Below are 25,243 nucleotides of genomic sequence, written 5' to 3' on the forward strand. Positions count from 1 at the left end.
GCCCTTTTCCGAGGAGGAGCAAGGGCATTTCTTCATGCCACACGGCTATTGAGAGGTAGATATGGCGGAACTTAGGAATTACCAGGCGCGCGGAGCCCACGCCGGTGTGCAGTCTGGGGCTGCGATCGATGAGGGCCTTCGGTCCTACATGCTTCGCGTTTACAACCTGATGGCGTTGGGCCTGGCGATTACCGGCGTTGCGGCGTATGGAGCCTTCACCATGGCCGTGCAGGACGGCCAGCTGACCCAGTTCGGTCAGCTGCTTTTTGCAAGCCCGCTGAAATGGGTCGTCATTCTTGCGCCGCTCGCGATGGTGTTTTTCCTGAGCTTCAGGATCCACAAGATGAGCGTGAGCGCCGCGCAAACGACCTTTTGGGTCTATGCGGCGATGGTTGGTCTGTCGCTGGCTTCTATCTTCCTGATCTACACCGGCCAGAGCATCGTGCGGACCTTCTTCATCACGGCCGCATCCTTCGGCGCTTTGTCGCTTTACGGCTACACGACGAAGCGTGATCTGTCCGGTATGGGTTCATTCCTGTTTATGGGCGTGATCGGCATCGTGATCGCGATGCTGGTCAACATCTTCCTGCAGTCGACGGCGATCCAGTTTGCAATTTCCGTGATCGGCGTGCTGGTCTTCGCGGGTCTGACGGCCTACGACACCCAGCAGATCAAGGCAATGTACTATGAAGGCGACGGTTCGGATGTCGCCGGACGCAAGGCTATCATGGGCGCTCTGCGCCTCTACCTGGACTTCCTGAACATGTTCCTGTTCCTGCTTCAGCTTTTCGGAAACCGGAACTGAACCAGTTGGAATTCTGAATGAAAAAGGCGGTCTTTGGACCGCCTTTTTTGTGCCCGATCCCCTTTCAGCCAATCGATATAAATGAACATTTCAATCCGTCAGGCCACGCCTCAGGACCTTGAGCGCATAACCGAAATCTATCGCGAATCGGTGCTCAACGGCGTGGCGACCTACGAACTGACGCCGCCGGATCTCATGGAAATGCAGGGCCGGTACGCGGCGCTCGTCGACAACGGATTTCCCTATCTCGTTGCTGAAACAGACAACGGGGAACTGGCCGGCTACGCCTATGCCGGACCCTATCGCACCCGCCCGGCCTATCGCTGGACGGTTGAAGATTCAATTTATCTGCCGCCGGAATCGCGCGGCAAGGGTGTCGGCCGAGCCCTGCTTGCTGCGCTGGTCGAACGGTGCGCTGACCTCGGTTTCCGACAGATGATTGCAGTCATCGGCGGCGCCGCGCCTGCGTCCGTCGCATTGCACCGGGCGCTTGGCTTCCAACTGACCGGCGCCATGAAAGCCACAGGGTTCAAGCACGGCCGCTGGCTCGACACCACCATCATGCAATTGCCGCTTGGAGAAGGTCAGTCAACGGATCCCGATTCGAACGCCTATCCGGGGACGCTGTTCCGGGAAGGGTGAACTTCAACGACCGGCATGATCGCTCAGCCGCGCACCAGCCGTGGCGCCTTGTCGAAAACCTTCAGCACCTGTGCGATTTCATGTCCGCGCTTGAGGATCAGGCCGCTTGCCGCTGTCACCGAGAATGCGCCCTGCTTGCGGGCGAATTTCGGATTCTTCTCGATCCTGAAAAGCGGCACTTCGCTGGTGCGGCGAAAGACGGAAAAGACGGCGCGGTCCTTCAGATGGTCGATGGCGTAGTCGCGCCATTCGCCTTCCGCGACCATGCGTGAATAGACCCTCAAAATGGCGTCGAGTTCCCTGCGGTGAAAGGTAACGGGATTGGTTTCCTTCGATTTCCGGAAATCTTTCAGATTGACGATCTGAGGCTGGTTTTCCGCCTGATCCGGATTGGACGCCATTGTTACCCCGCTCTTGCCCTGCCCAAATGCGAATGAATGCATCGGACAATCTCATCGCGTCAGTTTGCCAAAAACGCCGTCAAATGCAAGTCACGGGAAAACCGGGTCGGAAAGCCGGCCTTTCAGCTCGGTGAATCCGTTACGATGGAAGCGCCTATGATCGGGCCGGGAACCGTCGCCGACTTCATCTTCTGAACGAGGATCGCGCATCCGCCGTAGCGTTCGTGATCCATCACCGTCATCGGCAGAACGAGTTCCACGGCCTTGCCGTCCCACATGCCCACGGTCTGGGCGTCGCGCACCGAGTGCCAGTAGGTAATCTTGCGGCCGCGATTCTCGCCACGCCCCACGTCCACGGTGTTTCGGTCGTCGAAATAGACGATGATAATATCGGCTTTGCCTCGGCCTTCTCCGATATGGATGTTCAGTCGGTCGCCGTCCTTGACCGCCGTCACCGGCACTGTCAGGCCCTTCCCGTTGTCTTCGAGTGTGTCGAGCGTACGGTTGATGCCGGAAAGGTCGGCGCCGTTCATGTGATCGCGTCCGTTCAGCACCGCCTGGGGGGTGTAGACGCTTTTTCGACCGAGCGTTCTGGCGTAGTCATACTGGCGCTCTGTGCTTTCGGCGCTGCTCAACGTGTCCTTCCAGCCGAGATAATTCCAGTAGTCGACATGATAGCTCAGGGCCACGACATCGCCCTGCTCGACCAGCTTTCCCAGCGCCGCGTCGGCGGGTGGACAGGAGGAACATCCCTGGCTGGTAAACAGTTCGACAACGCCCTTTGGCTGACCGTCTCCGGCTGCAGCCGGCAACGGCGCAAGCACCGCGGCGCAGGCAAGCGCCACTAATATCTTCATCAACTTCATCGCAACACGCCTTTTGATCCAGTCTTTTGAAAAGGATCGCCACTGTTCGCAGCGATCTTTTTGTAGACGCCGGCTATAACAAGATAAAGTCACGTTGCGGTGAGACGGTTTCGGACGGAGCGCAATTGACCGTGAGCTGGAGTTGAAGTAGTCAGCGAGACGTTCGGCGATGGCGTCGCCGTTTCTGTGCTTTCCCCATTTGCATCCTGTACGCCCGGATCATCATGCCGCCGCATCGGCGCGTCCGGAAAAGGAGCCTCGCATGGATATTGCAAATCGCCCGGAATTTTTTGCGAGACAGGATGGAGAAAAGGCGGCCCTGCCTTTTTCACACGAAGAATATCGCCGTCGTCAGGCGGCGCTGCGCGCCGTCATGGAAGAGCAAGACATCCCCGCTGTTCTTCTGACCTCCATGCACAACATCGCCTATTATTCAGGCTTTCTTTATTGCAGCTTCGGTCGTCCCTATGGCTGCGTTGTCACGGCGGATGATTGCGTCACGATTTCCGCCAATATCGACGGCAGTCAGCCCTGGCGTCGCTCGACCGACGGAAATATCATCTACACCGACTGGCGGCGCGACAATTTCTGGCGCGCAGTCCTTTCGATCTTGCCGGGCGTCAGCCGTCTCGGTGTCGAGGCCGATCACCTGACGCTCGCCATGCGCGAAAAATTGGCCGGTTTTCTCGATGATCCGGAACTGGTCGATATCGCACCCGACACAATGCGGCTGCGCATGGTGAAATCAGCCGAGGAAATCGCCCTCATCGGGGAAGGCGCGCGTATCGCCGATCTCGGTGGTCAGGCGGTGTTCGACGCGATCAGGCCCGGCGTGCGGGAAATCGACGTCGCCATGGCCGGTCGCGACGCCATGGAGGCTGAGATCGCCCGGTCGCATCCCAACAGCGAACTGCGCGACACCTGGGTGTGGTTCCAGTCGGGGCTCAACACCGACGGCGCACACAATCCCGTCACGACACGAACCCTCAAGCCCGGGGACATCTTGAGTCTCAACTGCTTTCCGATGATTTCCGGCTATTACACAGCGCTGGAGCGAACCCTGTTTCTCGGCTCGCCGGATCCCGCCTCGCGGCGCTTCTGGGAGATAAACGTCGCGGCGCACGAATTCGGTCTGTCGCTGATACGGCCGGGCGCAACCTGTTCCGGCATCTGCGCCGAACTCAACCGGTTCCTCGCAGACCATGACGCTCTGCAATACCGGTCATTCGGCTACGGCCATTCATTCGGCATTCTCTCGCACTATTACGGGCGCGAGGTGGGTCTTGAGTTGCGCGAAGACATCGACACGGTTCTGGAACCCGGTATGGTGGTATCGATGGAGCCGATGCTGTGGGCGCCGCAGGCTATTCCCGGCGCAGGCGGCTATCGCGAGCATGACATACTCGTCGTATACGAGGGTGGCGTCGAAAACTTAACCAAATTTCCTTACGGGCCCGACAGCAATATTATTCCTGTGTGAAAGATACTGACATTGTCCGTCGTCACTGCTAGGACGGGGTTGGTTGGCATTCAGGGGTCGTTCCGGAGGAAGGCAATGCGCAGGCTGGCGGCTGTTATCGGATTTGGCCTTATCCTTGCATCATGCGGCGAGGACGACAGCCGCACCGGAGATATCGAGCCACAGGCGCGCGGGCTGAAAACCTGCGAGGTCTCGGAAAGCGAGACAAACACCGTCCGCCGATATCCGAGCGTTTTGCAGCCATCGTCCATTACATCACTTTCCTTCGAGATTGCCGGAAAGCTCGAGCAGGTCAATCTCGATGTGGGTCAGACCGTCAGCGAAGACGAGGTGCTTGCGCGTATAGATCCCAGGTCGCTGCAGACCCAGGTTGACAATGCGCGCGCCGCCCTGAACCAGGCCGAAGTGAAGACGAAAAACGCCAAGGAAGATTACGAGCGCAAGGCAAAGCTGCTGGAACAGGGCGTGTCCACCAAGGCGCAAACCGATGAGGCGCTGACCACCTGGAAGTCGAACGAGGCGCAGGAGGAACAGGCGCGCAAGCAACTTGAAAACGCCGAACAGGATCTCGACCGGGCCGACCTCAAGGCGCCTTACGACGGCATCATCGGATCGGTGGACATGCAGTCCTACACCAATGTGACGGCAGGCTCGCCGGTGCTCACGCTCTACGCTGACGATGAGTTTGAATCGGCGTTCACCGTCAGCTTCGACACCGTTCATCAGCTCACAGTCGGAAAGCCGGCGAATGTCCGCCTCGCTGACGATCCTTCTGTTGTGCTTTCCGCCCATGTCAGCGAACTCGGATCACGGGCCGACACCGTTTCATCGTTTCCGGTTGTGGTGAAGCTTGATGAAACAAACCCGCTTTTAAAATCAGGCATGGCGGTGGAGATCTCGCTGGAATTCACGGTTCCGAGCGGTTCGGGCTACACCATGCCGTTGACGATCATTCCGATGGGAAGCGATTTGAGCGCGCCGCAAAGCACGGACGACGTCGATTTTGGCAACGCGTTCGTCTATGACCCCGAGACCGAAACTGTGAAAAGCCGGTCTATCAGGATTGGAGGATTGCGTGACAACCAGTTGATCGTCATCGACGGGCTGGAGCCCGGAGAACTGGTCGCCTGCGCTGGCGTGTCATTCCTGAGGGACGGCATGAAGGTTCGGCTGCTGAGCGCCGCGAAATAGTCGGGAATACGCAATGGATTTCCTCACCCGTTTCGGAATCTCCAGTTCCCGCATGACAGTGCTCATCATGCTGGCGCTGCTCGTACAGGGCGTGGTGCTCTACGGCGGCATGCCGAAGCGGGAAAATCCGGCGATAACCATTCGCAGCGCGCTGATCACCGCATCGTTTCCCGGCATGTCTCCGGAGCGGATGGAAAACCTCATCGTCAAGCCGATCGAACGCAAGATGCGAGAGATCGGCGAGATCGAGGACATCAATTCGCTGATATTGACCGGCAGCACCGTTGTGACGGTGACGATTTATGACGCGGTCCCCCGAACCGAACTCGACCGGATCTTCCAGGAAGTTCGCAACAAGATCGACGACGTCAAGAACGACCTTCCAACGGGAACCGAGGGACCGTTCGTCAATACCGACTATGGTGACGTCGCCATCGCCACAGTCGCTGTCACCGGCGAAGGCTTTACTTACGAAGACATCCGGGAATCCGCGGACGATCTTCGCGAATATCTCTACACCGTCGATGGCATTTCCAAGGTCTCGCTTTACGGGGTTCAGGAGGAGCGGGTCTGGCTGGAAATCAATCCGCGCAAGCTCGCTTCAGTCGGGGTGCAGCTGAACCAGGTGCTGTCGGACCTGCAGGCCCAGAATGTCATTCTGCCTGCGGGGCAAATCGACGCCGATGGCGTCAATCTGATACTCGAGGCCAATGGCGATCTGAAATCCGTTGAAGAGATCGGAGACGTCCTGACGAAGGTCGAGGGTCTTTCGGGCTATGTGCGGCTAAAGGACCTGATGGATGTCAGACGCGGCTATGAGGACCCTGTCGACAAGCCGGTCTATTTCAACAGAGAGCCCGCTATCATCGTCGCCGTGGAAATGAACGATGCGGAAGACATCCAGAAGATCGGCAAGGCGCTCGAAGTTGCGGTTGCTGAATTCGAGCAGACACAGCCGATCGGAATTTCCTATCGCTTCTCCACGTTCCAGGAGACCAATGTCACACAGGCGATCAACAATGCGCTGTTCAACGTGTTGCAGACTTTCCTCGTCGTCGTGGTTGTCCTTCTGGTCTTCCTTGGTTTCAGGACGGCCTTCATCATCGCCTGCATCGTTCCCTTCACGGTGATGTTCGCGCTGGTCGGAATGCGCATTCTTGGCATCGACCTCCAGCAGATTTCGATTGCGGCGGTGATCATTTCGCTCGGCCTGCTTGTCGACAACGGGCTGGTGGTGGTGGAGGACATCCAAAACCGCATCAGGGCCGGCGAGGAGCCGGAAGTCGCGGCGATCGGGTCCGGACGTCAGTTTTTCATTCCGCTCGCCGTCGCCTCCATTACGACAGTGTCGGCTTTCATTCCGATGCTGATTCTCGATGGCGTCGAAGGTGAATTCGCCTATTCGCTGGGCGCAGTGGTGGGCGTCATGCTGGCCGGTTCGTGGATCACGGCCCTCTACATCCTGCCGCCGCTATGCGTGTGGTTCGCCAAGCGCAGTATGTCGGAAGCGCCGCCCGAACCCAATCGGTTGGTGCGCGTCTATGGCGGGCTGGTCTCGCGCAGCCTGCCGCTGGCGCCCTTCATCATGCTTGCCTGCTATGTGGTGGTCGTTCTCGCCGGCAGCGCGTTCTCCTCCATCAAGAAGGAAATGTTCCCACTCTCCGAGCGCGCTGAATACATGATCTATCTCGACATGCCCAAGGGCACGGCGATTTCCGCGACGCAGGCGGAAGCGCTGGCTGTCGAGGAGTGGCTGCTCGATAGTGAAGAAAACCCGGAAGTGCTCAACACCACCGTCTTCGTCGGCGATGGTGGGCCGCGTTTCTATCTGGCGTTGTCGCCGGCCGACACGGATCCCTCGTCGGCGTTCATTCTGGTCAATACGCAGTCCTACCAGGGCGCGGTCACGGCGGCGGCGCGCGCGTCCGATTATCTCTACGCGAACCATCCGGCGGCGCGCTTCAAGATCAAGCGGCTGTCCATGGGCGGCGGCGAATCCGGCATCGTCGAAATCAAAATTTCCGGGCCAGGCGCAGAAAAACTGCTCTATATCGCAGACGAGGTTGAACAGGCCTTCGCCGATGTGCCCGATATCGTCCAGAACGAGAACGACTGGGGCAACAAGTCGCTCAAGGTGGTCATTGACGTCTCCCAGAGCAAGGCGCGGGAACTCGGCATTTCGTCGAAGGAAATCTCGGACCTCATGGACACGTTCTATTCCGGGACGACCTATTCCACCTATCGCGAGGGCGATCAGTCGATTCCTATCGTCTTGCGCGCGGAAGAGGGCTTCCGCAGCAGTCTGGAGGATCTGGCGACGCTCGCCATTCCGGCCGACGGACGTCTCATTTCGCTCGATCAGGTGGCGACCTTCGATCCGCAACTGGAGTTCTCGCAGATGCGGCGCGAAAACCAGGTGCGCATGATCAAGGTCTCCGGCAAGAGCGATACGCTGTCAGCCGGCGAAGTTGTCGAGTTGCTGCGTCCGACGCTGGACAATCTCGATCTGGCCGGAGGCTACAAGCTGGAAATCGGCGGCGAGACGGAAAACAGCGCCGAGGTCAACGCGCTGCTTGCCGCCGGAATGCCGCCGGCGATCGTGGTGATGCTGATTGCGCTCATGTTCCAGTTCAATTCCGCGCGCCGGGTGGCTCTGACTTTCATGACGGTGCCGCTGATCATTATCGGATCTCCGCTGGCGTTGTTGTTGACCGGCGAACCGCTGAGTTTCTTCGCCATACTGGGCATGATCTCGCTGGCCGGCATCATTATCAACAACGCTATCGTGCTGATCGATCAGATCGATATCGAACGCCGGACACTGGAATTGCGGGAGGCGGTCGTCGAGGCGTCCAAGAAGCGCGTAACGCCGATTCTGCTTACGTCGCTGACGACGATTTTCGGTCTGATGCCCATGGCGATCGCCGGCGGGGCGTTGTTTGAACCGATGGCGACGCTGATGATTGGCGGTCTAGCGGTATCCTCGCTGCTTACGCTGTTCTTCGTTCCCGGAGGCTACTATCTGCTGTTCGGCGGCTTTTGGTATTGGCGGAAGCAACCGGAAGCCGAGCCGGCGTGACGTTCCGGTCCGCCCGCTTCGCCATACGGACGTTGAGCGGGCTGATGCCGAATTCGCGCTGAAAGGCCCTGCTGAAGGCCTCGCCGCTTTTGTATCCAAGCTGGCGGGCGACCATATGCACGCGCTGACCCTGCGCCATCCGCCGATGAGCGATTGTCAGCCGCCAGCGTCGGACGTAGGACTGCGGTGTTTCGCCGACCAGTCTCGAGAAGTGCTCGCAAAACCGACTTAGCGACATGCCGGCGACTTCTGCAAGGTCGCTGTTGCTCCATGATCGTCCCGGGTCTTCATGGACGGTCGCGAGGGCGCGGCTGATCTTCGGGTCGGACAGACCGGCAAGCATGCCCGCTGAGCTGCAGCCGCGCTCGATCGCATTGCGAAGAAGCTGGATTATCAGGATTTCGCACAGACGGTTCAGCACCTGTCCCGAACCACACCTTTGGGCGTCGGCCTCAAAGACGACCATCTGGAGAAGCCTTCGCGTCTCGTCGGATTCGCCTGCCGGAAAATCGAAACCCGGCGCCAGCGACGCCAAGACCGGATTGGACCGTCCGGCCCAGTCGATCTGCGCTTCGAACAACCGTTTTGCAGGCTCAATGCGGTTTGGCCCGCCCCCGGTCATCAACTCGGCGCCTTCAGGCAAGCCGTGGCGCCCGTAGATCACCAGATTGCCTTCGCCTGGCCTGGCAATCCGGGCGGTTACGGCCAGATGCTCCACCAGCGCTGAAAGCCTGTCAAATTTCTGCATACCAATATTCCGGATTCCAAGTCATATTTTTGAGAAATACCTGACAGAAACTTCTGTTATGTCAATCCCGAATGGAGACTAATCATGCTGACGCCACGAAAGAAAACACCCGATCTTGCCCTGCCAACACTGGGAGGCGATCTCTTCGATCTCGCAACGGAAAACGCTGAACGAGGCACGCTCCTCTGTTTCTATCGGGGGCTTCATTGTCCAATCTGCGCCACCTATCTCGGCGATCTTGAAAAACGCACGCCTGAATTTGCTGAGCGCGGCGTCAAGACGATCGCGATCAGTTCCGATGGTGAGGAGCGCACTCGGCAGATGGCCGGGAAGGTCGGGGCGGACGCCCTGCGTTTCGCCTACGACCTGCCGCTTTCAAAGGCGCGGGAATGGGGACTTTCCATCTCGACGTCGCGCGGCAAGACCTCGATCGGCATCGAGGAGCCGGCGCTGTTTTCCGAGCCCGGCGTCTTCCTGGTGACGCCTGAGCAGACTCTCTATTACGCCTATGTCCAGACGATGCCTTTCGCCCGGCCGAATTTCGGCGAACTCCTGAAAGCGCTGGATTTCGCCATCGAGAAGAATTATCCGGCTCGCGGCGAGTACACCGGGGAAGTCTGACCACAATCCGAACCAACCGCCAAACAGCAAACCGGCCGGTTTCCCCGGCCGGTTTCGTCATTTGATCGCTATGGCGGCGATCAGGCGGCGAGGTCGCGCAGCACCGTCTGCAGGATGCCGCCATTGTTGACGTAGTCGACTTCGTCGACTGTATCGATCCGGCAGATGATCGGGATGTCCTTCGTCGTTCCGTCGCCATAGGTAACCTTGGCGATCTTCGTCTCGCGCGGCTTGACGTCTTCCAGACCCTCGATCGATACGATCTCGTCGCCTTTCAGACCAAGGCTTTCCCAGCTCACGCCATCTTCCAGCACAAAGGGAATGACGCCCATGCCGACCAGGTTCGAACGGTGGATGCGCTCGAAGGACTGCGCAATCACGGCGCGCACGCCGAGAAGGTTGGTGCCCTTCGCCGCCCAGTCGCGAGACGAGCCGTTGCCGTATTCGACGCCGGCGAAGATCACGAGAGGCACGCCCTCCTGCTTGTAGAGCATGGCGGCGTCGTAAATCGACATCTCTTCTTTCGAAGGATAGTGGATCGTGTAGCCGCCTTCCTTGCCGTTCGGTCCAAGCATGTGGTTGCGAATGCGGATATTGGCGAATGTGCCCCGCATCATCACTTCGTGGTTGCCGCGCCGCGTGCCGTACTGGTTGAAGTCTGCGACCGCGACGTCGTGGTCGATCAGATATTCGCCGGCGGGCGACTGCGCCTTGATCGAACCGGCCGGTGAAATATGGTCGGTGGTGATCTTGTCGCCAAACAGGCCGAGCACGCGGGCGCCGACGATGTCGGTGATGCCCGAAGGCTGCTTGCCCATGCCCACGAAATAGGGCGGGTTCTGAACGTAGGTCGAATCATTGTCCCAGGCGTAGGTCTGGCCTTCCGGGGCCTGGACGTTGCGCCAGTTATCGTCACCCTTGAAGACGTCGGCGTATTTTTCGGCGAAGAGCTCGCGGGTGACGTTCTTTGCGATGAACTCCTGGATCTCGTGGGAGGTTGGCCAGATGTCCTTCAGAAACACCGGATTTCCGTCCTTGTCCTCGCCGATCGGCTCGGTAGTGAGGTCCTTCTTCACTGTGCCGGCCAGTGCATAGGCGACGACCAAAGGCGGTGACGCCAGGTAGTTGGCCTGGACGTCCGGCGAGACGCGGCCCTCGAAGTTGCGGTTACCCGACAGAACGCCGGCAGCGATCAGACCCTTGTCGTTGATCGTCTTGGAAACCGGTCCGGGAAGCGGTCCGGAGTTGCCGATGCAGGTCGTGCAGCCAAAGCCGACGAGATTGAAGCCCAGCTTGTCGAGATCGTCCTGCAGGCCAGCTGTTTTCAGATATTCGGCGACGACCTGCGATCCGGGCGCGAGCGAGGTCTTCACCCATGGCTTCGTCTTCAGGCCCTTCGCCACGGCGTTGCGCGCAAGCAGTCCTGCCCCGATCAGCACCGAGGGGTTGGAGGTGTTGGTGCAGGACGTGATGGCGGCGATCGCCACGTCGCCATGGCCCAGATCGTAGTCTTCGCCTTCGACCTGATAGCGACGGTCCGGATCGGTCGTCTTCTTGTATTCATCGGCCAGCGACTTTTCGAAGCCGGAGGCGATGCCTTCCAGCGGAATGCGGCCTTCCGGACGCTTCGGGCCGGCCATGGACGGCACCACGTCTCCGAGATCCAGTTCCAGCGTGTCGGTGAAGACGGGCTCTGCGGAGCCCGAATCGCGCCACATGCCCTGCGCCTTGCTGTATTCCTCGACGAGCGCGATGCGGTCCTCGTCGCGGCCGGTCATCGTCAGATAGGTGATGGTTTCGCTGTCGACGGGGAAGAAGCCGCAGGTCGCGCCATACTCCGGGCCCATGTTGGAAATGGTGGCGCGGTCGGCGAGCGTCATGTTTTCAAGGCCAGGGCCGAAGAATTCGACGAATTTCGAGACGACGCCCTTCTGGCGCAGCATCTGCACCACGGTCAGAACGATGTCGGTGGCGGTGATGCCTTCCTTCGGCTTGCCGGTCAGGCGGAAGCCGATGACTTCCGGAAGCAGCATGGAGATCGGCTGGCCAAGCATGGCCGCTTCTGCCTCGATGCCGCCAACGCCCCATCCGAGAACGCCAAGGCCGTTGATCATCGTGGTGTGCGAATCCGTGCCCACGCAGGTGTCCGGATAGGCGATGGTCTTGCCGTCCTCGTCCTTCGTCCAGACGGTCTGGCCGAGATATTCGAGATTGACCTGGTGGCAGATGCCCGTGCCCGGCGGCACGACGCGGAAGTTTTCGAAAGCCTGCTGACCCCACTTCAGGAACCGGTAGCGTTCGCCGTTGCGCTTGTATTCGTGCTCCACGTTGCGGGCGAAGGCCTGCGGTGTGCCGAATTCGTCGACGATCACCGAGTGATCGATCACCAGGTCGACGGGAACAAGCGGGTTGATCTTTTCCGGATCACCGCCGAGCGTCTTCATGGCGTCGCGCATCGCGGCCAGGTCAACCACGGCCGGAACGCCGGTGAAGTCCTGCATCAGCACGCGCGCGGGGCGGTAGGCGATTTCCTTGCCGGCCGTGCCCTTGTCGTTGAGCCACAGAGCGACGTTCTGAATGTCTTCCTTGGTCACCGTGCGGCCGTCTTCGTTGCGCAGCAGGTTTTCCAGAAGCACCTTCATCGAGAAGGGAAGGGCCGATATGCCGTCCAGCCCGTTCTTCTCGGCCAGCTTGAGATCGAAATAGGTATATTCCGCATCCCCGACTTTCAGGGTGCTGCGGCAGTTGAAGCTATCGAGTGATTGTGTCACAGGCGCTCTCATCCACGTTGGTTCACCGAATTCGGCGGGCGAACGCTCAAAATCGTGCAGATGCACGCTGAAGCCTGCGGGTACGGCCATTTCCGCTGTCCGCCCGTGGAAGACCAATCCCTTGCGATTGACCGTATTCCATGTTCGGCGCAAATATGATGTTCACGCCGACCGCTGGCGTGGTTGCCGGACTTATAGGCAATTTTGTAGAATGGTTCTAGAGCACATCTGTCAAAAACGGATTTTTTTCCGTGCTGCAACACGATTACGGAGGAAATCCCGCCCATGCGGCTTGTCGCCAAGGATCTGATCGTCGCACGCGCCGACAGGATATTCTTCCGAGGCGTCGAATTCGGCGTCGAGGAGGGCGAAGCGCTGCTGGTGACAGGCCCGAACGGCGTCGGCAAATCGACGCTTCTGCGCATGATCGCCGGCCTGCTAGCGGTACCCGGCGGGCGAATCACTCTTGAAGGCATGGACGATCGCAGCCTGGGCGAGGCGAGCCATTATCTTGGCCACCGCAACGCCATGAAACACGACATGAGCGTGCGGGAGAATCTCATCTTCTGGAAACAATTCATGCATGATGATCGATTCGGCAATGGCGCGCCGCTCTTCGAGGCGACCGAATCGCTGGGGTTAGGCGGTCTCGAGCATCTGCCCTTCGGATATCTGTCCGCCGGTCAGCAGCGCCGCATGGCGATGGCTCGCCTCTTGATGGTCCATCGGCCGGTCTGGATTCTCGACGAACCGACGGCCGCGCTGGACGCCGCATCGTCCGAGATGTTCGCAGGGTTGGTCCGGCGGCATATGTCGGACGGCGGCGTCGTGGTCGCCGCCACGCATCAGCCCCTCGGCCTTGACGCGGCGCACAGCCTGGCGCTCGATCCGAATGACCGGGCTGTCGAATTTGCGGCCGATCCCTTTGCACAGGACGACGTTGCGTAATGGGCGCGCTGTTTGTCCGCGATCTCAAACTGTCCCTGCGCGCAGGCGGCGGCGCGCTGCTTGGCATATTGTTCTTTCTTGCGGTGATAGCCGTCATTCCCTTCGGCGTCGGGCCGGACCTCAATCTGCTTGCGCGCATCGGTCCGGCGTTTGTGTGGATCGGCGCGCTGCTCGCCTCGCTGCTCGGTCTCGACCGGCTGTTCCAGATCGACCGGGAGGACGGGTCGCTCGACATCATGCTCATGCAGTCGACGCCGCTGGTGCTCACGGTACTGGTCAAATGTCTGGCGCACTGGACGGCGACCGGTCTGCCGCTGGTCATCGCTTCGCCGTTTCTCGGCTTGTTCATGAATATCAGCGGGGTCGCCATGGCGGCGGTATTTGTGACGCTGCTTGTCGGCTCGCCCGCGATCACGCTCATCGGCGCCGTAGGCGCAGCGGTCGCGGTCGCCCTGCCGCGCGGCGGCCTGCTCTTGGCGGTTCTGGTTCTGCCGCTCTCCATTCCAGTGCTGATCTTCGGCGTCAGCGCCGTCAATGGCGCGATCGCCGAGCCCGCGCCGTTCCTGCAACCCTTCCTCATTCTCGTTGCGATTACACTGTTCTTCGCGGTTCTCGGTCCGCTTGCCGCGGCTGCGGCATTGCGCGCGTCGTCTGATTGATCACGAGGACTTATATTGTCCGGAACGGTTCCAGGCTGTAAACAGGCGCCATGACGACGACCACGGCAGGCAACACATTCACGAACCTCGCCAATCCCACGCGGTTTCTGAACCTCAGCGGGACGGTGTTGCCGTGGATGGCCGGGGTTACGGCCCTGCTCTTCGCGGTCGGCCTTTTCATGGCGTTCACCGCTCCGGAAGATTACCAGCAGGGCGTCACCGTGCGCATCATGTACATCCACGTGCCGGCCGCATGGCTCTCGATGATGTGCTACACGGTGATGGCGATTTCGGCGATCGGAACGCTTGTCTGGCGGCATCCGCTGGCCGATGTTTCGGCCAAGGCGGCGGCGCCGATCGGCGCAGCGTTCACCTTTCTGGCGCTGATCACCGGATCGCTCTGGGGCAAACCCATGTGGGGCGCCTGGTGGGCCTGGGGCGATGCCCGCCTGACCTCCGTTTTCGTGCTTTTTCTCATGTATCTCGGCCTGATCGCGCTGATTCGCGCGATCCCCGATCCGTCGCGGGCGGTGCGATTGACGGCCATCGTCATTCTCGTCGGCTTCGTCAATATCCCGATCATCAAGTTCTCGGTCGAATGGTGGAACACGCTGCATCAGCCGGCGAGCGTCATCCGGCTGGACGGCCCGTCGATCCATCCCTCCATGCTCTATCCGCTGCTGGTGATGGCGCTGGCGTTCACGATGCTGTTCTTCACTCTGCATTTTTCGGCGATGCGGGCCGAGATCTGGCGCAGGCGCGTCGCTTCCATGCGGCGTCGCGCGGCCCAGGCCGCGGCGTGAGGGCCGGTTGATGAGCCATGACGTCTATGTCGCGCTGGCCTATGGAATCACGGCGATCGTTATCGCCGCGCTCATCCTGTGGGTCGTGCTTGACCAGCGCGCCCGCCGGGCCGAACTGAGCGAACTGGAAGCGCGCGGCGTGCGTCGCCGCTCGGACGCCGCCCCTGCAAGTGAGACGGATCATGGCGTCTGAGACAGAGAACGACAGCCGCCCAGCGCGCCGACGCGTGCCGTTCATCGCCTTCCTGCCGGTGGTAATCTTCGCGATTCTCGCGATCGTCTTCTTCGGCGTTTTGACCTCGGGCCGCGATGTGTCGGAAATTCCTTCGGCGCTGATCGGCCAGCAGGCCCCGTCTCTCGATCTTTCGCCACTGGAAGGTCTGACGCGCGACGGCGCGTCCGTTCCGGCTCTGACCGACGCGATGGTCGACGGCCAGCTGACCCTGGTCAATGTCTGGGCGAGCTGGTGCGTGCCCTGCCGGCAAGAGCATCCGTTGCTGATGGAACTAGCGAACGACGATCGCATTCGCGTCGTCGGCGTCAACTACAAGGACAAGAACGCCAACGCGCTGCGGTTTCTCGGTGAACTCGGCAACCCTTACGCCGCGGTCGGCGTCGACCCCAACGGCGCAGCCGCCATCGACTGGGGCGTCTACGGGATCCCCGAAAGCTTCCTCGTCGCCCCCGACGGCGAAATCGTCTTCAAGCAGGTAGGTCCGTTCAGCCCGACCAGCATCACCCGCGACTTGATGCCGGCGGTGGAGAAGGCCCTGGCCGGTTCGTGAAGTCGTTTTAGTTCGCGCCGCATCTGCAGCGCCGCATCTGAAGCGCCAAGGATGCTACTCTGCCGCCGAGCCGTCTTCTTCAGGCAAGGTGTGGCGCATGATCATCGGCATCTGGCTCATGGTGAAGGCGATGGTGATCGGCATGATGCCCCAGACCTTGAAGGCGACCCAGAAGTCCGTCGAGAAGGAGCGCCAGACGATCTCGTTGACGACCGCGAGGAAGACGAAAAACACGCCCCAGCGCAGCGTGAGCTTGCGCCAGCCTTCCGCGTCCAGCCGGAAGGCGCTGTCGAAGACGTAGCCCAGCAGCGACTTGCCGAAAAGCAGCCCGCCCAGAAGCACGCCGGCGAACAGCATGTTGACGATGGTCGGCTTCATCTTGATGAAGGTGTCGTTCTGCAGCCAGAGCGTCAGCGCGCCGAAGATGAAGACGACGATGCCGGACACCAGCGGCATGATCGGCAGGGTCCGGGTGAGGATCCATGAAAGCGTCAGCGCGATCGCGGTGGCTATCATGAACAGACCGGTCGCCAGGAAGATCGGTCCGCCGAAGACCGACAGCGCCGGATAGGATTCGATGAGGCTCTCGCCGCGAGCGTTGGCGAAGAAGAAAACCATGAGCGGGCCGAGCTCAAGCGCCAGCTTGAGAAGCGGATTGATGGTCTTTCTTTCCGTGCTGGACGGGTCTCGTTCAAACAGCGGCCGGTCCATGCGGCTTACTCCAGGTCTCGGGTTTCTGATTTGCCGGCCGGTACGCCGGCGATTGCGGATGCGAATTCGCGCGCCTCGAAGGGCTCAAGATCCTCCACGCCTTCGCCGACGCCGATGAAATAGACCGGCAGCTTGTGCTTCGCCGAAATGGCGACGAGGATGCCGCCGCGCGCGGTGCCGTCGAGCTTGGTCATGACCAGCCCGTTGACGCCGGCTACATTCTGGAAGATCTCGACCTGGCTGAGCGCATTCTGGCCGGTGGTGGCGTCAAGCGTCTGCAGCACCGTGTGCGGGGCTTCCGGGTCGTTCTTGCCGAGCACGCGGACGATCTTTTCCAGCTCCGCCATCAGCTCGGTCTTGTTTTGCAACCGGCCGGCCGTGTCGATGATCAGCACGTCGCTGCCGGCTTCCTTCGCCTGCTTCCAGGCGTCGAAGGCGAGGCCCGCCGCATCGGCGCCGAGTTTTGAAGAGACGACAGGGGATCCGGTGCGCTCGCCCCAGATCTTGAGCTGTTCGATCGCCGCGGCGCGGAACGTGTCGCCGGCGGCGAGCATGACGTCGAGGCCGCCCTCGCGCAGCTTGGCGGCGAGTTTGCCGATCGTCGTCGTCTTGCCGGTGCCGTTGACCCCGACGACGAGCACGACATGCGGCTTGTGCGCCAGATCCAGTTCCAGCGGCTTTGCGACAGGGTCCAGCACCTTGACGATTTCGCTCGCCATGATGCGCTGTACCTCTTCCGTCGAGATGTCGCGGCCGTAGCGGCCAGACGACAGCGTGTCCGTGATGCGCAGCGCAGTTTCCAGCCCGAGATCGGACTGGATCAGCACGTCTTCGAGGTCCTGCAGCGTGTCCTCGTCCAGCTTGCGCTTGTTGAAGACGCCGCTGATCTGCTCGGTCAGTTGCGACGTGGTGCGCGACAGGCCTTGTCTAAGCCGGGCGAAGAAGCCGCTCGGTTCGGCGACCGGCTCGAAGGCGGCTTCCACCGGTTGGGATACCGGTTCTTCCGGTTCTGAGGCGACAGGTTCCGCTTCCTTCGGCGCTGCCGCCGCAGTCGTTTCTTCCGCAGGCGCCTTGTCTTCCGTCGGCGCTGCCTCCGCCGAAGCAGCTTCGTCTTCTTTCGGAGACCTGATTTCGGTTTCGGAACCGGTTTCTACGTCCGTTTCCGGGCTCGCCGCCTGCGTTTCCGGTTCGGATGTCTGTTCGCTCTCGCCGGGCGCCGCATCCGCGATCTTTTCGTCTGGCGCGGCTGCGTCTTCCCTGGCCGGCGTCTCCGTCGCAGGCTCTACCTCCGCCTCGGCCGGTGGTTCCGGTTTCTCCTCTGCCTTTTTCAAACCGGGGAAAATCGGCGGCTGACGTCTCGCGATCGCCGGCTTCCATTCCTCCCAGGAAGTGTCTTCTTCCACCGGCTTTTCCGCAGCGGCCGGCGCGGCTTCTTCCACCGGCCGAGGCTCTTGCTCCGCTGCCGGTTGGCTTTCATCTTCCTGTTCGGAAACGGGTTCTTCCGGCTCGGTCTCCGCAAGCGTTTCGATGTCGATTTCGAGCTCTATTTCGGGTTCCGTATCCGACGTTTCTTCTGTTTCGGCCTCCGGTTCCAAAGGCTGTTCCGGTTCCGGATCAGGTTGTGGCGGCTCGACGGGCGTGCTGACCGCCGTCGGTATTTCGGGCGGCAGTTCGGGCCGGTCGGCCTGTTGCGGCTCGTCGTCCCACTTCACTCGCGGAGAGGCGGCCCGGCTTTCGGCGGACGCTTTGTTCTTGTCTTCCGTCTTCTTAGAGCTGAAGGAGAAGACCTTTTTGATAAAACCAAGTGCCATTTACGCTGCCTGACTGCCGGATTGGTGGTCGATGGGGGCGGCTGTGAGCCGGTCGCCATTCTGCCCGTCGATGGTAACGGACACAATCTCTCCCGGCCGGCCATCCCCGGTCTCCACCAGCGTGAAGTTTTCGGCGCGTCCGAGGCCGGGCCGCTCGACGAGCACCTTCTGTGTGGCGCCGATCATTCGCTCCAGGTGACGTTGATGCGCCTCATTGCCCTTTTCACGCAGTCGCGCAGCGCGCTGCTTGATCAGGCCGCGGTCGTGCTGGGGCATGCGCGCAGCGGGCGTGCCCTCGCGCGGGGAATAGGGAAAGACGTGTAGATAGGCGAGGTCGCAGTCGTCAACGAGAGACAGCGCATTGTCGAACATGGCTTCCGTTTCCGTCGGAAAGCCAGCGATGATGTCGGCGCCGAAGGCCATGTCCGGCCGCAAGGCGCGAACCGTGTTGCAGAAATCCACAGCGTCGGCGCGTAGATGCCGTCGCTTCATCCGCTTCAGCATCATGTCGTCGCCATGCTGAAGCGACAAGTGAAGATGCGGCATGAAACGCGGCTCTCCCGCGATCAGCTCCATAAGGTGATCGTCAGCCTCGATGGAATCGATCGAGGACAGCCGCAGCCGTTCGATCTCGGGAATCTCGTCCAGGATCGTGCGGGCGAGTTTTCCGAGCGTCGGCCGGCCGGGCAGGTCCGCGCCATAACTTGTTGCGTCCACACCGGTCACAACCACTTCGCGATAGCCATTGGCGGTGAGTTTCCTGACCTGTTCGACCACCGCGCCCATCGGCACGGATCGCGAATTGCCGCGGCCATAGGGAATGATGCAGAAGGTGCAGCGATGGTCGCAGCCGTTCTGCACCTGCACGAAGGCGCGCGCGCGGCCCTCAATTGCATCCACCATCTGCGGCGCGGTCGCCTTGACGCTCATGATGTTGTTGACGCGGATCTTTTCTTCCGCCGAAACGCCGAAATCCGGCAGACGTCGATAGCTGGCCGATTTCAGCTTTTCCTCGTTGCCGAGAACGGCGTCGACCTCGTCCATTTCGGCGAAGCCTTCCGCCTCCGTCTGGGCCGCGCAGCCGGTGACGATAATGCGGGCGTGCGGATTGTCGCGTCTGGCGCGGCGGATCGTCTGCTTGGCCTGCCGCACCGCCTCGGCCGTCACCGCGCAGGTGTTGACCAGGATAGCGTTGTTGAGGCCGGCGCCTTCCGCCTCGCGGCGCATGACTTCAGATTCATAGGTGTTCAGCCGGCAGCCGAAGGTGATGATGTCGACGCCGCTCATGAGACGGCCCCGGTTTCCGCCGTGTCCGGCTCCCAGACGCCGGTCTTCGGGTCGAGCGCGCCGGAAAATTCCCATTCGGCCGGTCCGGTCATGATGACGTGGTCGTCGCGCTTGCGCCATTCGATGGCGAGCGGCCCGCCCGGAACATTGACCGCAACCGATCGACCGGTGCGCCCGGTGCGGGCGGCCGAAACCGCAGCCGAACAGGCCGCCGATCCGCAAGCCCTTGTCAGGCCAGCGCCTCGCTCCCAGGTCCGCAGATCGATCTCCTTGTCCGACAGCACCCGCGCGATGGAGATATTGGCCCTTTCCGGAAATATCGGATGATGTTCGAGCAACGGTCCGAACCGTTCCAGATCGTAGCCGTTAACATCGGTATCGACCCAGAAGATCGCATGCGGATTGCCCATCGACATAACGGACGGCGAGTGCAGAACCGGCGCGTCGATCGGTCCGATCTGCAACTCGATCATGCGGGTGTCGCGAAATTCTTCGGAAAGCGGGATCCGGTCCCAGCGGAATTCCGGCGTTCCCATATCGACGGAAATCGAACCGTCTTCGTGTTCGCTTGCGTTGAGAATGCCGACGATGGTCTGAAAGGTGAAGACCCGCCGCCCGGTTTCAGCGGCCAACGCCTGCACGACGCAACGCATGCCGTTGCCGCAGGCCTGCGCCTTCGAGCCGTCGGAATTCAGGATGTCGACCCAGGCGTCCGTTCCGGCGCGCTTGGGATCGTGTATCGCCATGATCTGGTCGAAGGCGGTGCGGCTGTCGCCGGCCAGTGCGATCGCGGCTTCGGGCGCAACAACGTCGTCGCGGCCGCGCATGTCGACCACGAGTATGTCGTTTCCTAATCCGTTCATCTTCGCAAAAGGCGCCATTGTCCTGTCCGGTGCCGAATTTGAGCCGTATATGGCCGAAGTGCCGGTAAATTGCCAGTGCCCGCTGAAAAAAGCGTTACGGGAAACTCAGCTTTTCGGGACGCGCCAGGCCTCGCCGGCGGTGAGCGGTCGAAAGCGCTCGCGTTCGATCGCAAATTGCTCAAGGGCTGCTTGCAGCGCGTGAACAGGATCCTCGATCCCCTCGTTGGTCAACTGCACCGTGCCCCAATGGTGGCCGACGGCGTAAGCGGCGCCGCAGAGCTTCAGGCCAGCCACGGCTTCCTCCGGGTTCTGATGCTGCGGCTTCATGAACCAGCGCGGCTCGTAGGCGCCGATCGGAAGCAGCGCCAGGCGGAAGTCGCCGTGTTTGCGCCGCGCCTCGCGATAGTTGATACCGTCGTGAAACCCGGTGTCGCCGATGTGGTAGACTTTTCCTGCTCCGCCTTCGATCACAAAGGCCGCCCAAAGCGCCATGCGCCGATCGGTCGAACCGCGCGCCGACCAGTGATGGCAAGGCTCGAAATGCAGCGTCAGGCCCTGTTCGAGCTGGATAGTGTCGCCCCAGTCGCCGACGGCGATGCGCATGTCCGGAACGGCGCTTTTTACGATCGTGTCATTGCCGAGCGGCGTCACCACAAGCGGGTCGTGGTCCTGGCGCAGCCGCTTCAACGTCTCCAGGTCGAGATGGTCGTAGTGGTTATGCGTCAGAAGAACCGCGTCGATTGGCGGCAGATCGTCGAAAGCAATGCCAGGTTCAATGCGCCTCTTCGGCCCTGCGAAAGACAGGGGGCTCGTGCGTTCCGACCAGAGAGGATCGGTAAGCAGATTGACGCCGTCCATCTGCACCAGCATCGTCGCATGGCCGACCATGGTGACGATGATGTCGCCGTTCTCTACCCGTTGTTCCGGCTTTGCGTTGAGGTGCGGACTTTCATAGCGTTTCGGCCAGCGCGCGCGTTTTTCGGTGAATTGCCATTTCAGGACGTCGCGCAAGGAGCCAGGCGCCACGCCGCCGGGATTGAAAAACAGCTTTCCGTCGAAATGGTCCGTCTTCGGACCCTGGTAATAGGGATTGTTTCTTTTGGCGCCGATCATCGTGGATGTCAGATAGGCGCTCCGTTGCTGCGTTCAATGCGCGGAGACCTCGGACAGGTCTCTTTTCTCGTGGATCATCAAGACGGCGAGGGTTTCTTGTTCGATCCGCCGGCGCGCACGCTGATGGCGAAGGCGATGGCGCAGACCAGGCAGAAGACGAAAAGGAACCACATGGCGCCGCTGTATCCGGCCATGAAGGCGGTCTTGAAGAGGGGCAGGATCTTGTCTTCCAGACCGGGCGCCAGTTCGCCGAGCAATTTTTTGACTTGGCTGGGATCGGACAAGACGCTGCGGATCAGATCCTGATCCTTGGCATCCAGCGTGATGTTGAGTTGCGCGAGCGCGGCGTCGAGGCTGGCCTTGTCGCGCTCCTCGAGAATCAGGCCGCCCACGGCTAGGCCGATGCTGGAGCCGATGTTCCAGACCGTGTAGAGCACGCCGATTGCGAGACCCGACATAGTCGCCGGCAGGGCCAAGGTTGCGGCGAATGTGGAGGTGGCCTGCATCAGACCCCATCCGAGACCGAACAGGCCGAGGCCGAACAGCACGAAAAGCGCCGGACTGTCCGGTGTGAAGAAGCTCTGCGCCAGCGCCGCCGCAACGAGAAAAACCAGGCCGGTCATGATGAAGCGGACGGGACCGTTCTTTTCGGCGAGGTCGCCGATGAGCGGCGGAATGATCACGACGAGCGCCGAGATCGGCAGGAGCATCAGTCCTGCGACATACGGAATCTCGTTGCGCACGACCTGCAGGTAGAGCGATGGAAGGAAGAAGCCGAGGCCGATGAAGGCGCCAATCGCCAGCGCCATGATGTTGCAGGCGAGAAACAGAGGGATCCCGAATAGCTTGAAGTCGAGTATGGGCGATTCAGCCTGGTATTCGACGACCACAAACGCGGCGAGAAACACGATTCCGGCCACGATCATGGCGATCGAGGCAGGCGCGTCCCATCCCCAGTTGTTGCCCTTCATGATGAAAGTGACGATGGCGATCATGCCGGGAGTGAACAGCGCGAGCCCGAGCCAGTCCAGTTTCTCGTCGGTCTGTCGCGGCGTTTCACGAACGGCGCCCCACGCAATGGCGAATCCGAGGATCACCATGGGCGCGTTGACGTAAAAGGCCCAGCGCCACGAGAGGAATGAAAGGAACAGTCCACCGAGCACCGGCCCGATCGCCATACCGAAGCCTGTGATGCTCATGAAAACGGCCAGCGCCTTGCTGCGTTCGGATTCCGGAAAATGATGAGTGACGAGGGCAGCGCCGCAGGTCAGCGTTATGGCGCCGGCAATGCCTTGTGCAAACCGGCAGGCGATCAGCAGGGTGGTGTTCTCGGCCATGCCGGCGATCAGCGATGCGACGGTGAAGACGACGGCGCCGGCGTACAGAACCATGCGGCGTCCGTAGATGTCGCCCATCCGTCCGGCCGTGACCATGCAGGTCGTCAGCATCAGGATGAAGGCGTTCATCACCCACTGGAGATCGTCGACCGATGCATTGAGGTCGCGCTGAACGCCGGGCAGGATCGTGTTGACGATCGTGAAATCGACAAAGACGACAATGCTGAGAATGCTGATGCCGATCAGCGCCCGCCACTTTCCGGTTTGTGACTCCTGCAAGCGCCTCTCCGTCTGTTGCATCCCGACCGCGTGGTGCGCGTCAGCCTAACACCTGCCGGTTGTGGAGGCAATTTCGACGTTACTTGCGGATGAAGAAGAAGCATTGGCCGGCTTTGTGCGATTTATCACAGAACGACGGTCGCTCTTCATTCTATCAATAGGCAGACTGCAGTCCTGCCCCGCCCAGGCATGTCGACTGCAGTCATTGCAAGCGCTGTCAGAGAGAGTGGATGGGGCTCCTCGACAGCGCGGTTGCGCAGGATAAAGGACCTCCCATGACCTGCGGCAACCGGGGACGGCGCAGCCGGTGCGCCGTCCCCCTTTTTTAGGCTTTTCCGGGTCTTCTCAATCGTCCTTGATGTTTTTCTCCATGAGACGCTGGAAAAGTCGGGGCGACAGCCGATTGATCATCCAGGACAGCCGCGCGACGCGGCCGACGGGAATCATGTCGCGTTCCGCGTCGAGGCCCTTCAGGATTATTTTTGCAGCGTCGTCGGCCGTCATCGTATCGATGCTGTCGGTCGCCGAACCCGGCCGGGAGACGCCGTCCGTCTGTCTTGCCGGATTGCCTTCGTTGGTGGCGATGAAGGACGGCGCGGCGATTACGGTTCTGACGCCATGGATTTTTTCCTCGGACCGCAAAGAGCCGAAAAATCCTTCCAGCGCGTGCTTGCTGGCCGCGTAGGCGGTGCGCCGGGCAAGCGGCGAGAAACCCGCCACGGAAGAAATCGCCAGATGCGCGCCTTTCGATTTCCGGATGTCCTCCAGAAAATGCCGGGCAGTCTCGACGGCCGCAAAATAGTTGATTTCGAAGACGCGGCGATGCGCCTCCGGCGAACTCTCGGCGAATGCCCCGATCAGCGTAACACCCGCATTGTAGACGACCATGTCGATCGAAGGACGTTCGGCGCGGATTGCGTCACAGGTGGCCGCGAGTCTGTCGCTGTCGGTGATGTCGCATGGCCAGGCCTTTTGCTGCTCGGATTCGCCGATGGCCTCGAGTTCCGGTCCCGGAAGATCGATCAGCGCCGTGTGCCAGCCGCGCGCCTGCAGCCCGGTCGCCAGCGCGCGGCCGAGCCCGCCTGCGCCGCCGGTGATGACTGCGGTGCGCATCAAAGCCCGGCCGCCTTGCGCCAGAGTTCGAAGACTTCGGCGCTGGCGAGTTCAGGCGTATAGCCGAAATCGCGCTTCAGGGCGGTGTTGTCGAGAACCGGCCTGAATTGAAGAAAACGTACCTGCTCCGGACCGTATTGCGACAGTCCGAGAGGTTTGGCGATGGCGAGTGCGCCCTTCAAAGCGGGCGCCGGTATCGACAGCACCGGTTTTTTCAGCATCGCTGCGATCTCCTTCACCGACAGGGCCCCGTCTCCGGCGACATTGTAGATGCCTTGCGGGCCGTCGGTCGCGGCGCGCAGCAGGATGCGCGCCAGATCCTTCGTCCAGATGAAGACGAAGGGACTGTCCGATCCCGCAACCGCAAGCAGACGTTTGCGGTGAAACAGCGCCGTGATCTGGTTTTCAAGGCCGGCGCCCAGCACGGTTCCCACGCGCAGGATCACCTGTTCGAGTTGCGGCGCGTTGATGCGGGCCTCCGCCAGCACCTCCTCGACCAGCCGCTTGTGCCAGGAATAGGCGAATTCCCTGTTGCCGCGCAGCGGATCGAGTTCGGTGAGCGGCACGGGATTGTCGGCGTGATAGCCATAGGCCGCGCCAGACGATGTGACGACGATGCGGCGCACGCCGTTCGCCAGGCAGGCGTCCAGCACGTTGCGGGTTCCGGTCACATCCACCGCGTAGGCGAAATCGCGCGACATGCCCTTCGGCGGCGTGACGATGGAGGCGAGATGCACCACCACCTCCGGCTTCGCCCTGGCGATCACCTCGGCCGGGTCCGGGCCGCGCACGTCCATTGTTGCGAAACGCACGTTTTTCGAAAGCTTCGGAGGTTTGCGAATATCCGTCGCAACGACCAGATCGCCGGTGGGCGTCAGTTGCTTCAGCAGCGCCATGCCGAGATTGCCGGAGGCGCCGGTAATCAGCATG

The 25,243-nt window shown here is 61.0% G+C and carries 23 protein-coding genes; 11 read left to right on the top strand and 12 right to left on the bottom strand.

Translation table 11 applies throughout. The annotated features are described in order from the left end of the window. The first annotated feature begins 61 nt into the window (after nt 1-61). Together AAFN47_RS19170 and AAFN47_RS19175 are read left to right on the top strand one after the other, a co-directional pair. Nucleotides 62-805 (top strand): Bax inhibitor-1/YccA family protein, encoded by a 744-nt coding sequence (locus AAFN47_RS19170; protein WP_499810857.1) that lies wholly within the window; start codon nt 62-64, stop codon nt 803-805. Between the two features lie 81 nt (nt 806-886). Then, nucleotides 887-1,447, top strand: a complete 561-nt coding sequence (locus tag AAFN47_RS19175; RefSeq protein WP_499810858.1) for a GNAT family N-acetyltransferase — start codon at nt 887-889, stop codon at nt 1,445-1,447. 23 nt (nt 1,448-1,470) lie between these two features. On the opposite strand, the gene AAFN47_RS19180 is transcribed toward AAFN47_RS19175, so the two are convergent. Beyond that, entirely contained in the window at nt 1,471-1,848 is a 378-nt protein-coding gene (locus AAFN47_RS19180; protein ID WP_499810939.1) for a DUF2794 domain-containing protein, read from the bottom strand. A gap of 122 nt (nt 1,849-1,970) precedes the next feature. Then, nucleotides 1,971-2,705, bottom strand: coding sequence for a DUF1223 domain-containing protein (locus AAFN47_RS19185; protein ID WP_499810859.1), 735 nt, complete (start codon nt 2,703-2,705; stop codon nt 1,971-1,973). 271 nt (nt 2,706-2,976) lie between these two features. Here AAFN47_RS19185 and AAFN47_RS19190 point away from each other — a divergent pair, with 271 nt between their 5' ends. The 3 genes from AAFN47_RS19190 to AAFN47_RS19200 all read left to right on the top strand — a co-directional run bounded on the left by AAFN47_RS19190 (nt 2,977) and on the right by AAFN47_RS19200 (nt 8,464). After that, the gene (locus AAFN47_RS19190) at nt 2,977-4,194 is read left to right on the top strand and encodes an aminopeptidase P family protein (RefSeq protein ID WP_499810860.1); all 1,218 of its coding nucleotides are present in this window, start codon (nt 2,977-2,979) and stop codon (nt 4,192-4,194) included. A gap of 75 nt (nt 4,195-4,269) precedes the next feature. Continuing rightward, nucleotides 4,270-5,385, top strand: coding sequence for an efflux RND transporter periplasmic adaptor subunit (locus AAFN47_RS19195; protein ID WP_499810861.1), 1,116 nt, complete (start codon nt 4,270-4,272; stop codon nt 5,383-5,385). Between the two features lie 13 nt (nt 5,386-5,398). Beyond that, nucleotides 5,399-8,464 carry an efflux RND transporter permease subunit gene (locus AAFN47_RS19200; RefSeq protein WP_499810862.1) on the top strand — a complete coding sequence of 1,022 codons (3,066 nt, stop codon included), beginning with the start codon at nt 5,399-5,401 and terminating at the stop codon, nt 8,462-8,464. Here the strand turns inward: AAFN47_RS19200 and AAFN47_RS19205 are convergent. Further along, nucleotides 8,376-9,212, bottom strand: a complete 837-nt coding sequence (locus AAFN47_RS19205) for a helix-turn-helix transcriptional regulator (protein WP_499810863.1) — start codon at nt 9,210-9,212, stop codon at nt 8,376-8,378. The two genes, AAFN47_RS19200 and AAFN47_RS19205, sit on opposite strands and share 89 nt — an antisense overlap. 84 nt (nt 9,213-9,296) lie before the next feature. On the opposite strand from AAFN47_RS19205, the gene AAFN47_RS19210 reads away from it, so the two are divergent. After that, nucleotides 9,297-9,833: a peroxiredoxin-like family protein gene (locus tag AAFN47_RS19210; RefSeq protein ID WP_499810864.1), complete on the top strand. Its 537-nt coding sequence runs from the start codon at nt 9,297-9,299 to the stop codon at nt 9,831-9,833. 80 nt (nt 9,834-9,913) lie between these two features. Here the strand turns inward: AAFN47_RS19210 and acnA are convergent, their stop codons facing one another. Then, nucleotides 9,914-12,604, bottom strand: a complete 2,691-nt coding sequence (gene acnA, locus AAFN47_RS19215) for an aconitate hydratase AcnA (protein ID WP_499810940.1) — start codon at nt 12,602-12,604, stop codon at nt 9,914-9,916. A 285-nt stretch (nt 12,605-12,889) separates the two neighbouring features. On the opposite strand from acnA, the gene ccmA reads away from it, so the two are divergent. Genes ccmA through AAFN47_RS19240 form a run of 5 tightly spaced genes read left to right on the top strand, consistent with a single transcriptional unit; the run spans nt 12,890 to nt 15,799 of the window. Then, nucleotides 12,890-13,552, top strand: a complete 663-nt coding sequence (ccmA, locus tag AAFN47_RS19220; protein ID WP_499810865.1) for a heme ABC exporter ATP-binding protein CcmA — start codon at nt 12,890-12,892, stop codon at nt 13,550-13,552. After that, complete coding sequence (gene ccmB, locus AAFN47_RS19225; protein WP_499810866.1) at nt 13,552-14,211, top strand: heme exporter protein CcmB; 660 nt, start codon at nt 13,552-13,554, stop codon at nt 14,209-14,211. The genes ccmA and ccmB overlap by 1 nt, the downstream gene beginning before the upstream one ends. Before the next feature lie 50 nt (nt 14,212-14,261). Continuing rightward, the gene (locus AAFN47_RS19230) at nt 14,262-15,014 is read left to right on the top strand and encodes a heme ABC transporter permease (RefSeq protein WP_499810867.1); all 753 of its coding nucleotides are present in this window, start codon (nt 14,262-14,264) and stop codon (nt 15,012-15,014) included. A 10-nt stretch (nt 15,015-15,024) separates the two neighbouring features. Next, nucleotides 15,025-15,207 carry a heme exporter protein CcmD gene (gene ccmD / locus AAFN47_RS19235; RefSeq protein WP_499810868.1) on the top strand — a complete coding sequence of 61 codons (183 nt, stop codon included), beginning with the start codon at nt 15,025-15,027 and terminating at the stop codon, nt 15,205-15,207. Continuing rightward, nucleotides 15,197-15,799 carry a DsbE family thiol:disulfide interchange protein gene (locus AAFN47_RS19240; RefSeq protein ID WP_499810869.1) on the top strand — a complete coding sequence of 201 codons (603 nt, stop codon included), beginning with the start codon at nt 15,197-15,199 and terminating at the stop codon, nt 15,797-15,799. Before ccmD ends, AAFN47_RS19240 begins: the two co-directional genes overlap by 11 nt. Before the next feature lie 54 nt (nt 15,800-15,853). On the opposite strand, the gene AAFN47_RS19245 is transcribed toward AAFN47_RS19240, so the two are convergent. The 8 genes from AAFN47_RS19245 to AAFN47_RS19280 all read right to left on the bottom strand — a co-directional run bounded on the left by AAFN47_RS19245 (nt 15,854) and on the right by AAFN47_RS19280 (nt 25,242). Continuing rightward, complete coding sequence (locus tag AAFN47_RS19245) at nt 15,854-16,510, bottom strand: septation protein A (protein WP_499810870.1); 657 nt, start codon at nt 16,508-16,510, stop codon at nt 15,854-15,856. Nucleotides 16,511-16,515: 5 nt separating this feature from the next. After that, complete coding sequence (gene ftsY / locus AAFN47_RS19250) at nt 16,516-18,321, bottom strand: signal recognition particle-docking protein FtsY (RefSeq protein WP_499810871.1); 1,806 nt, start codon at nt 18,319-18,321, stop codon at nt 16,516-16,518. Then, entirely contained in the window at nt 18,322-19,608 is a 1,287-nt protein-coding gene (mtaB, locus tag AAFN47_RS19255; protein ID WP_499810872.1) for a tRNA (N(6)-L-threonylcarbamoyladenosine(37)-C(2))-methylthiotransferase MtaB, read from the bottom strand. Next, nucleotides 19,605-20,489: a diaminopimelate epimerase gene (gene dapF, locus AAFN47_RS19260; protein ID WP_499810873.1), complete on the bottom strand. Its 885-nt coding sequence runs from the start codon at nt 20,487-20,489 to the stop codon at nt 19,605-19,607. Before dapF ends, mtaB begins: the two co-directional genes overlap by 4 nt. An 87-nt stretch (nt 20,490-20,576) precedes the next feature. After that, nucleotides 20,577-21,584, bottom strand: coding sequence for an MBL fold metallo-hydrolase (locus AAFN47_RS19265; protein ID WP_499810874.1), 1,008 nt, complete (start codon nt 21,582-21,584; stop codon nt 20,577-20,579). A gap of 77 nt (nt 21,585-21,661) precedes the next feature. Continuing rightward, nucleotides 21,662-23,200 carry an MFS transporter gene (locus AAFN47_RS19270; protein WP_499810875.1) on the bottom strand — a complete coding sequence of 513 codons (1,539 nt, stop codon included), beginning with the start codon at nt 23,198-23,200 and terminating at the stop codon, nt 21,662-21,664. A gap of 345 nt (nt 23,201-23,545) precedes the next feature. Further along, on the bottom strand, nt 23,546-24,313 hold the full coding sequence (locus tag AAFN47_RS19275; protein ID WP_499810876.1) for an SDR family NAD(P)-dependent oxidoreductase: 768 nt from the start codon (nt 24,311-24,313) through the stop codon (nt 23,546-23,548). Continuing rightward, nucleotides 24,313-25,242: an SDR family oxidoreductase gene (locus tag AAFN47_RS19280; protein WP_499810941.1), complete on the bottom strand. Its 930-nt coding sequence runs from the start codon at nt 25,240-25,242 to the stop codon at nt 24,313-24,315. The genes AAFN47_RS19275 and AAFN47_RS19280 overlap by 1 nt, the downstream gene beginning before the upstream one ends. Nucleotide 25,243: the final 1 nt, after the last annotated feature.

The sequence above is a fragment of the Hoeflea sp. CAU 1731 genome (genome assembly GCF_039888615.1).
Lineage (GTDB): Bacteria > Pseudomonadota > Alphaproteobacteria > Rhizobiales > Rhizobiaceae > Flavimaribacter.

Excerpts from the sequence above, each read along its gene's own strand:
- AAFN47_RS19195 (WP_499810861.1), top strand. The coding sequence starts at position 4,270 with ATGCGCAGGCTGGCGGCTGTTATCGGATTTGGCCTTATCCTTGCATCA.
- ccmD (WP_499810868.1), top strand. The coding sequence starts at position 15,025 with ATGAGCCATGACGTCTATGTCGCGCTGGCCTATGGAATCACGGCGATC.
- ftsY (WP_499810871.1), bottom strand. The coding sequence starts at position 18,321 with ATGGCACTTGGTTTTATCAAAAAGGTCTTCTCCTTCAGCTCTAAGAAG.
- AAFN47_RS19265 (WP_499810874.1), bottom strand. The coding sequence starts at position 21,584 with ATGATCGGCGCCAAAAGAAACAATCCCTATTACCAGGGTCCGAAGACG.
- AAFN47_RS19275 (WP_499810876.1), bottom strand. The coding sequence starts at position 24,313 with ATGCGCACCGCAGTCATCACCGGCGGCGCAGGCGGGCTCGGCCGCGCG.
- AAFN47_RS19210 (WP_499810864.1), top strand. The coding sequence starts at position 9,297 with ATGCTGACGCCACGAAAGAAAACACCCGATCTTGCCCTGCCAACACTG.
- dapF (WP_499810873.1), bottom strand. The coding sequence starts at position 20,489 with ATGGCGCCTTTTGCGAAGATGAACGGATTAGGAAACGACATACTCGTG.
- ccmB (WP_499810866.1), top strand. The coding sequence starts at position 13,552 with ATGGGCGCGCTGTTTGTCCGCGATCTCAAACTGTCCCTGCGCGCAGGC.
- AAFN47_RS19205 (WP_499810863.1), bottom strand. The coding sequence starts at position 9,212 with ATGCAGAAATTTGACAGGCTTTCAGCGCTGGTGGAGCATCTGGCCGTA.
- AAFN47_RS19185 (WP_499810859.1), bottom strand. The coding sequence starts at position 2,705 with ATGAAGATATTAGTGGCGCTTGCCTGCGCCGCGGTGCTTGCGCCGTTG.
- AAFN47_RS19200 (WP_499810862.1), top strand. The coding sequence starts at position 5,399 with ATGGATTTCCTCACCCGTTTCGGAATCTCCAGTTCCCGCATGACAGTG.
- AAFN47_RS19175 (WP_499810858.1), top strand. The coding sequence starts at position 887 with ATGAACATTTCAATCCGTCAGGCCACGCCTCAGGACCTTGAGCGCATA.
- AAFN47_RS19240 (WP_499810869.1), top strand. The coding sequence starts at position 15,197 with ATGGCGTCTGAGACAGAGAACGACAGCCGCCCAGCGCGCCGACGCGTG.
- AAFN47_RS19245 (WP_499810870.1), bottom strand. The coding sequence starts at position 16,510 with ATGGACCGGCCGCTGTTTGAACGAGACCCGTCCAGCACGGAAAGAAAG.
- AAFN47_RS19180 (WP_499810939.1), bottom strand. The coding sequence starts at position 1,848 with ATGGCGTCCAATCCGGATCAGGCGGAAAACCAGCCTCAGATCGTCAAT.
- mtaB (WP_499810872.1), bottom strand. The coding sequence starts at position 19,608 with ATGAGCGGCGTCGACATCATCACCTTCGGCTGCCGGCTGAACACCTAT.
- ccmA (WP_499810865.1), top strand. The coding sequence starts at position 12,890 with ATGCGGCTTGTCGCCAAGGATCTGATCGTCGCACGCGCCGACAGGATA.
- AAFN47_RS19280 (WP_499810941.1), bottom strand. The coding sequence starts at position 25,242 with ATGCTGATTACCGGCGCCTCCGGCAATCTCGGCATGGCGCTGCTGAAG.
- AAFN47_RS19230 (WP_499810867.1), top strand. The coding sequence starts at position 14,262 with ATGACGACGACCACGGCAGGCAACACATTCACGAACCTCGCCAATCCC.
- AAFN47_RS19190 (WP_499810860.1), top strand. The coding sequence starts at position 2,977 with ATGGATATTGCAAATCGCCCGGAATTTTTTGCGAGACAGGATGGAGAA.
- AAFN47_RS19170 (WP_499810857.1), top strand. The coding sequence starts at position 62 with ATGGCGGAACTTAGGAATTACCAGGCGCGCGGAGCCCACGCCGGTGTG.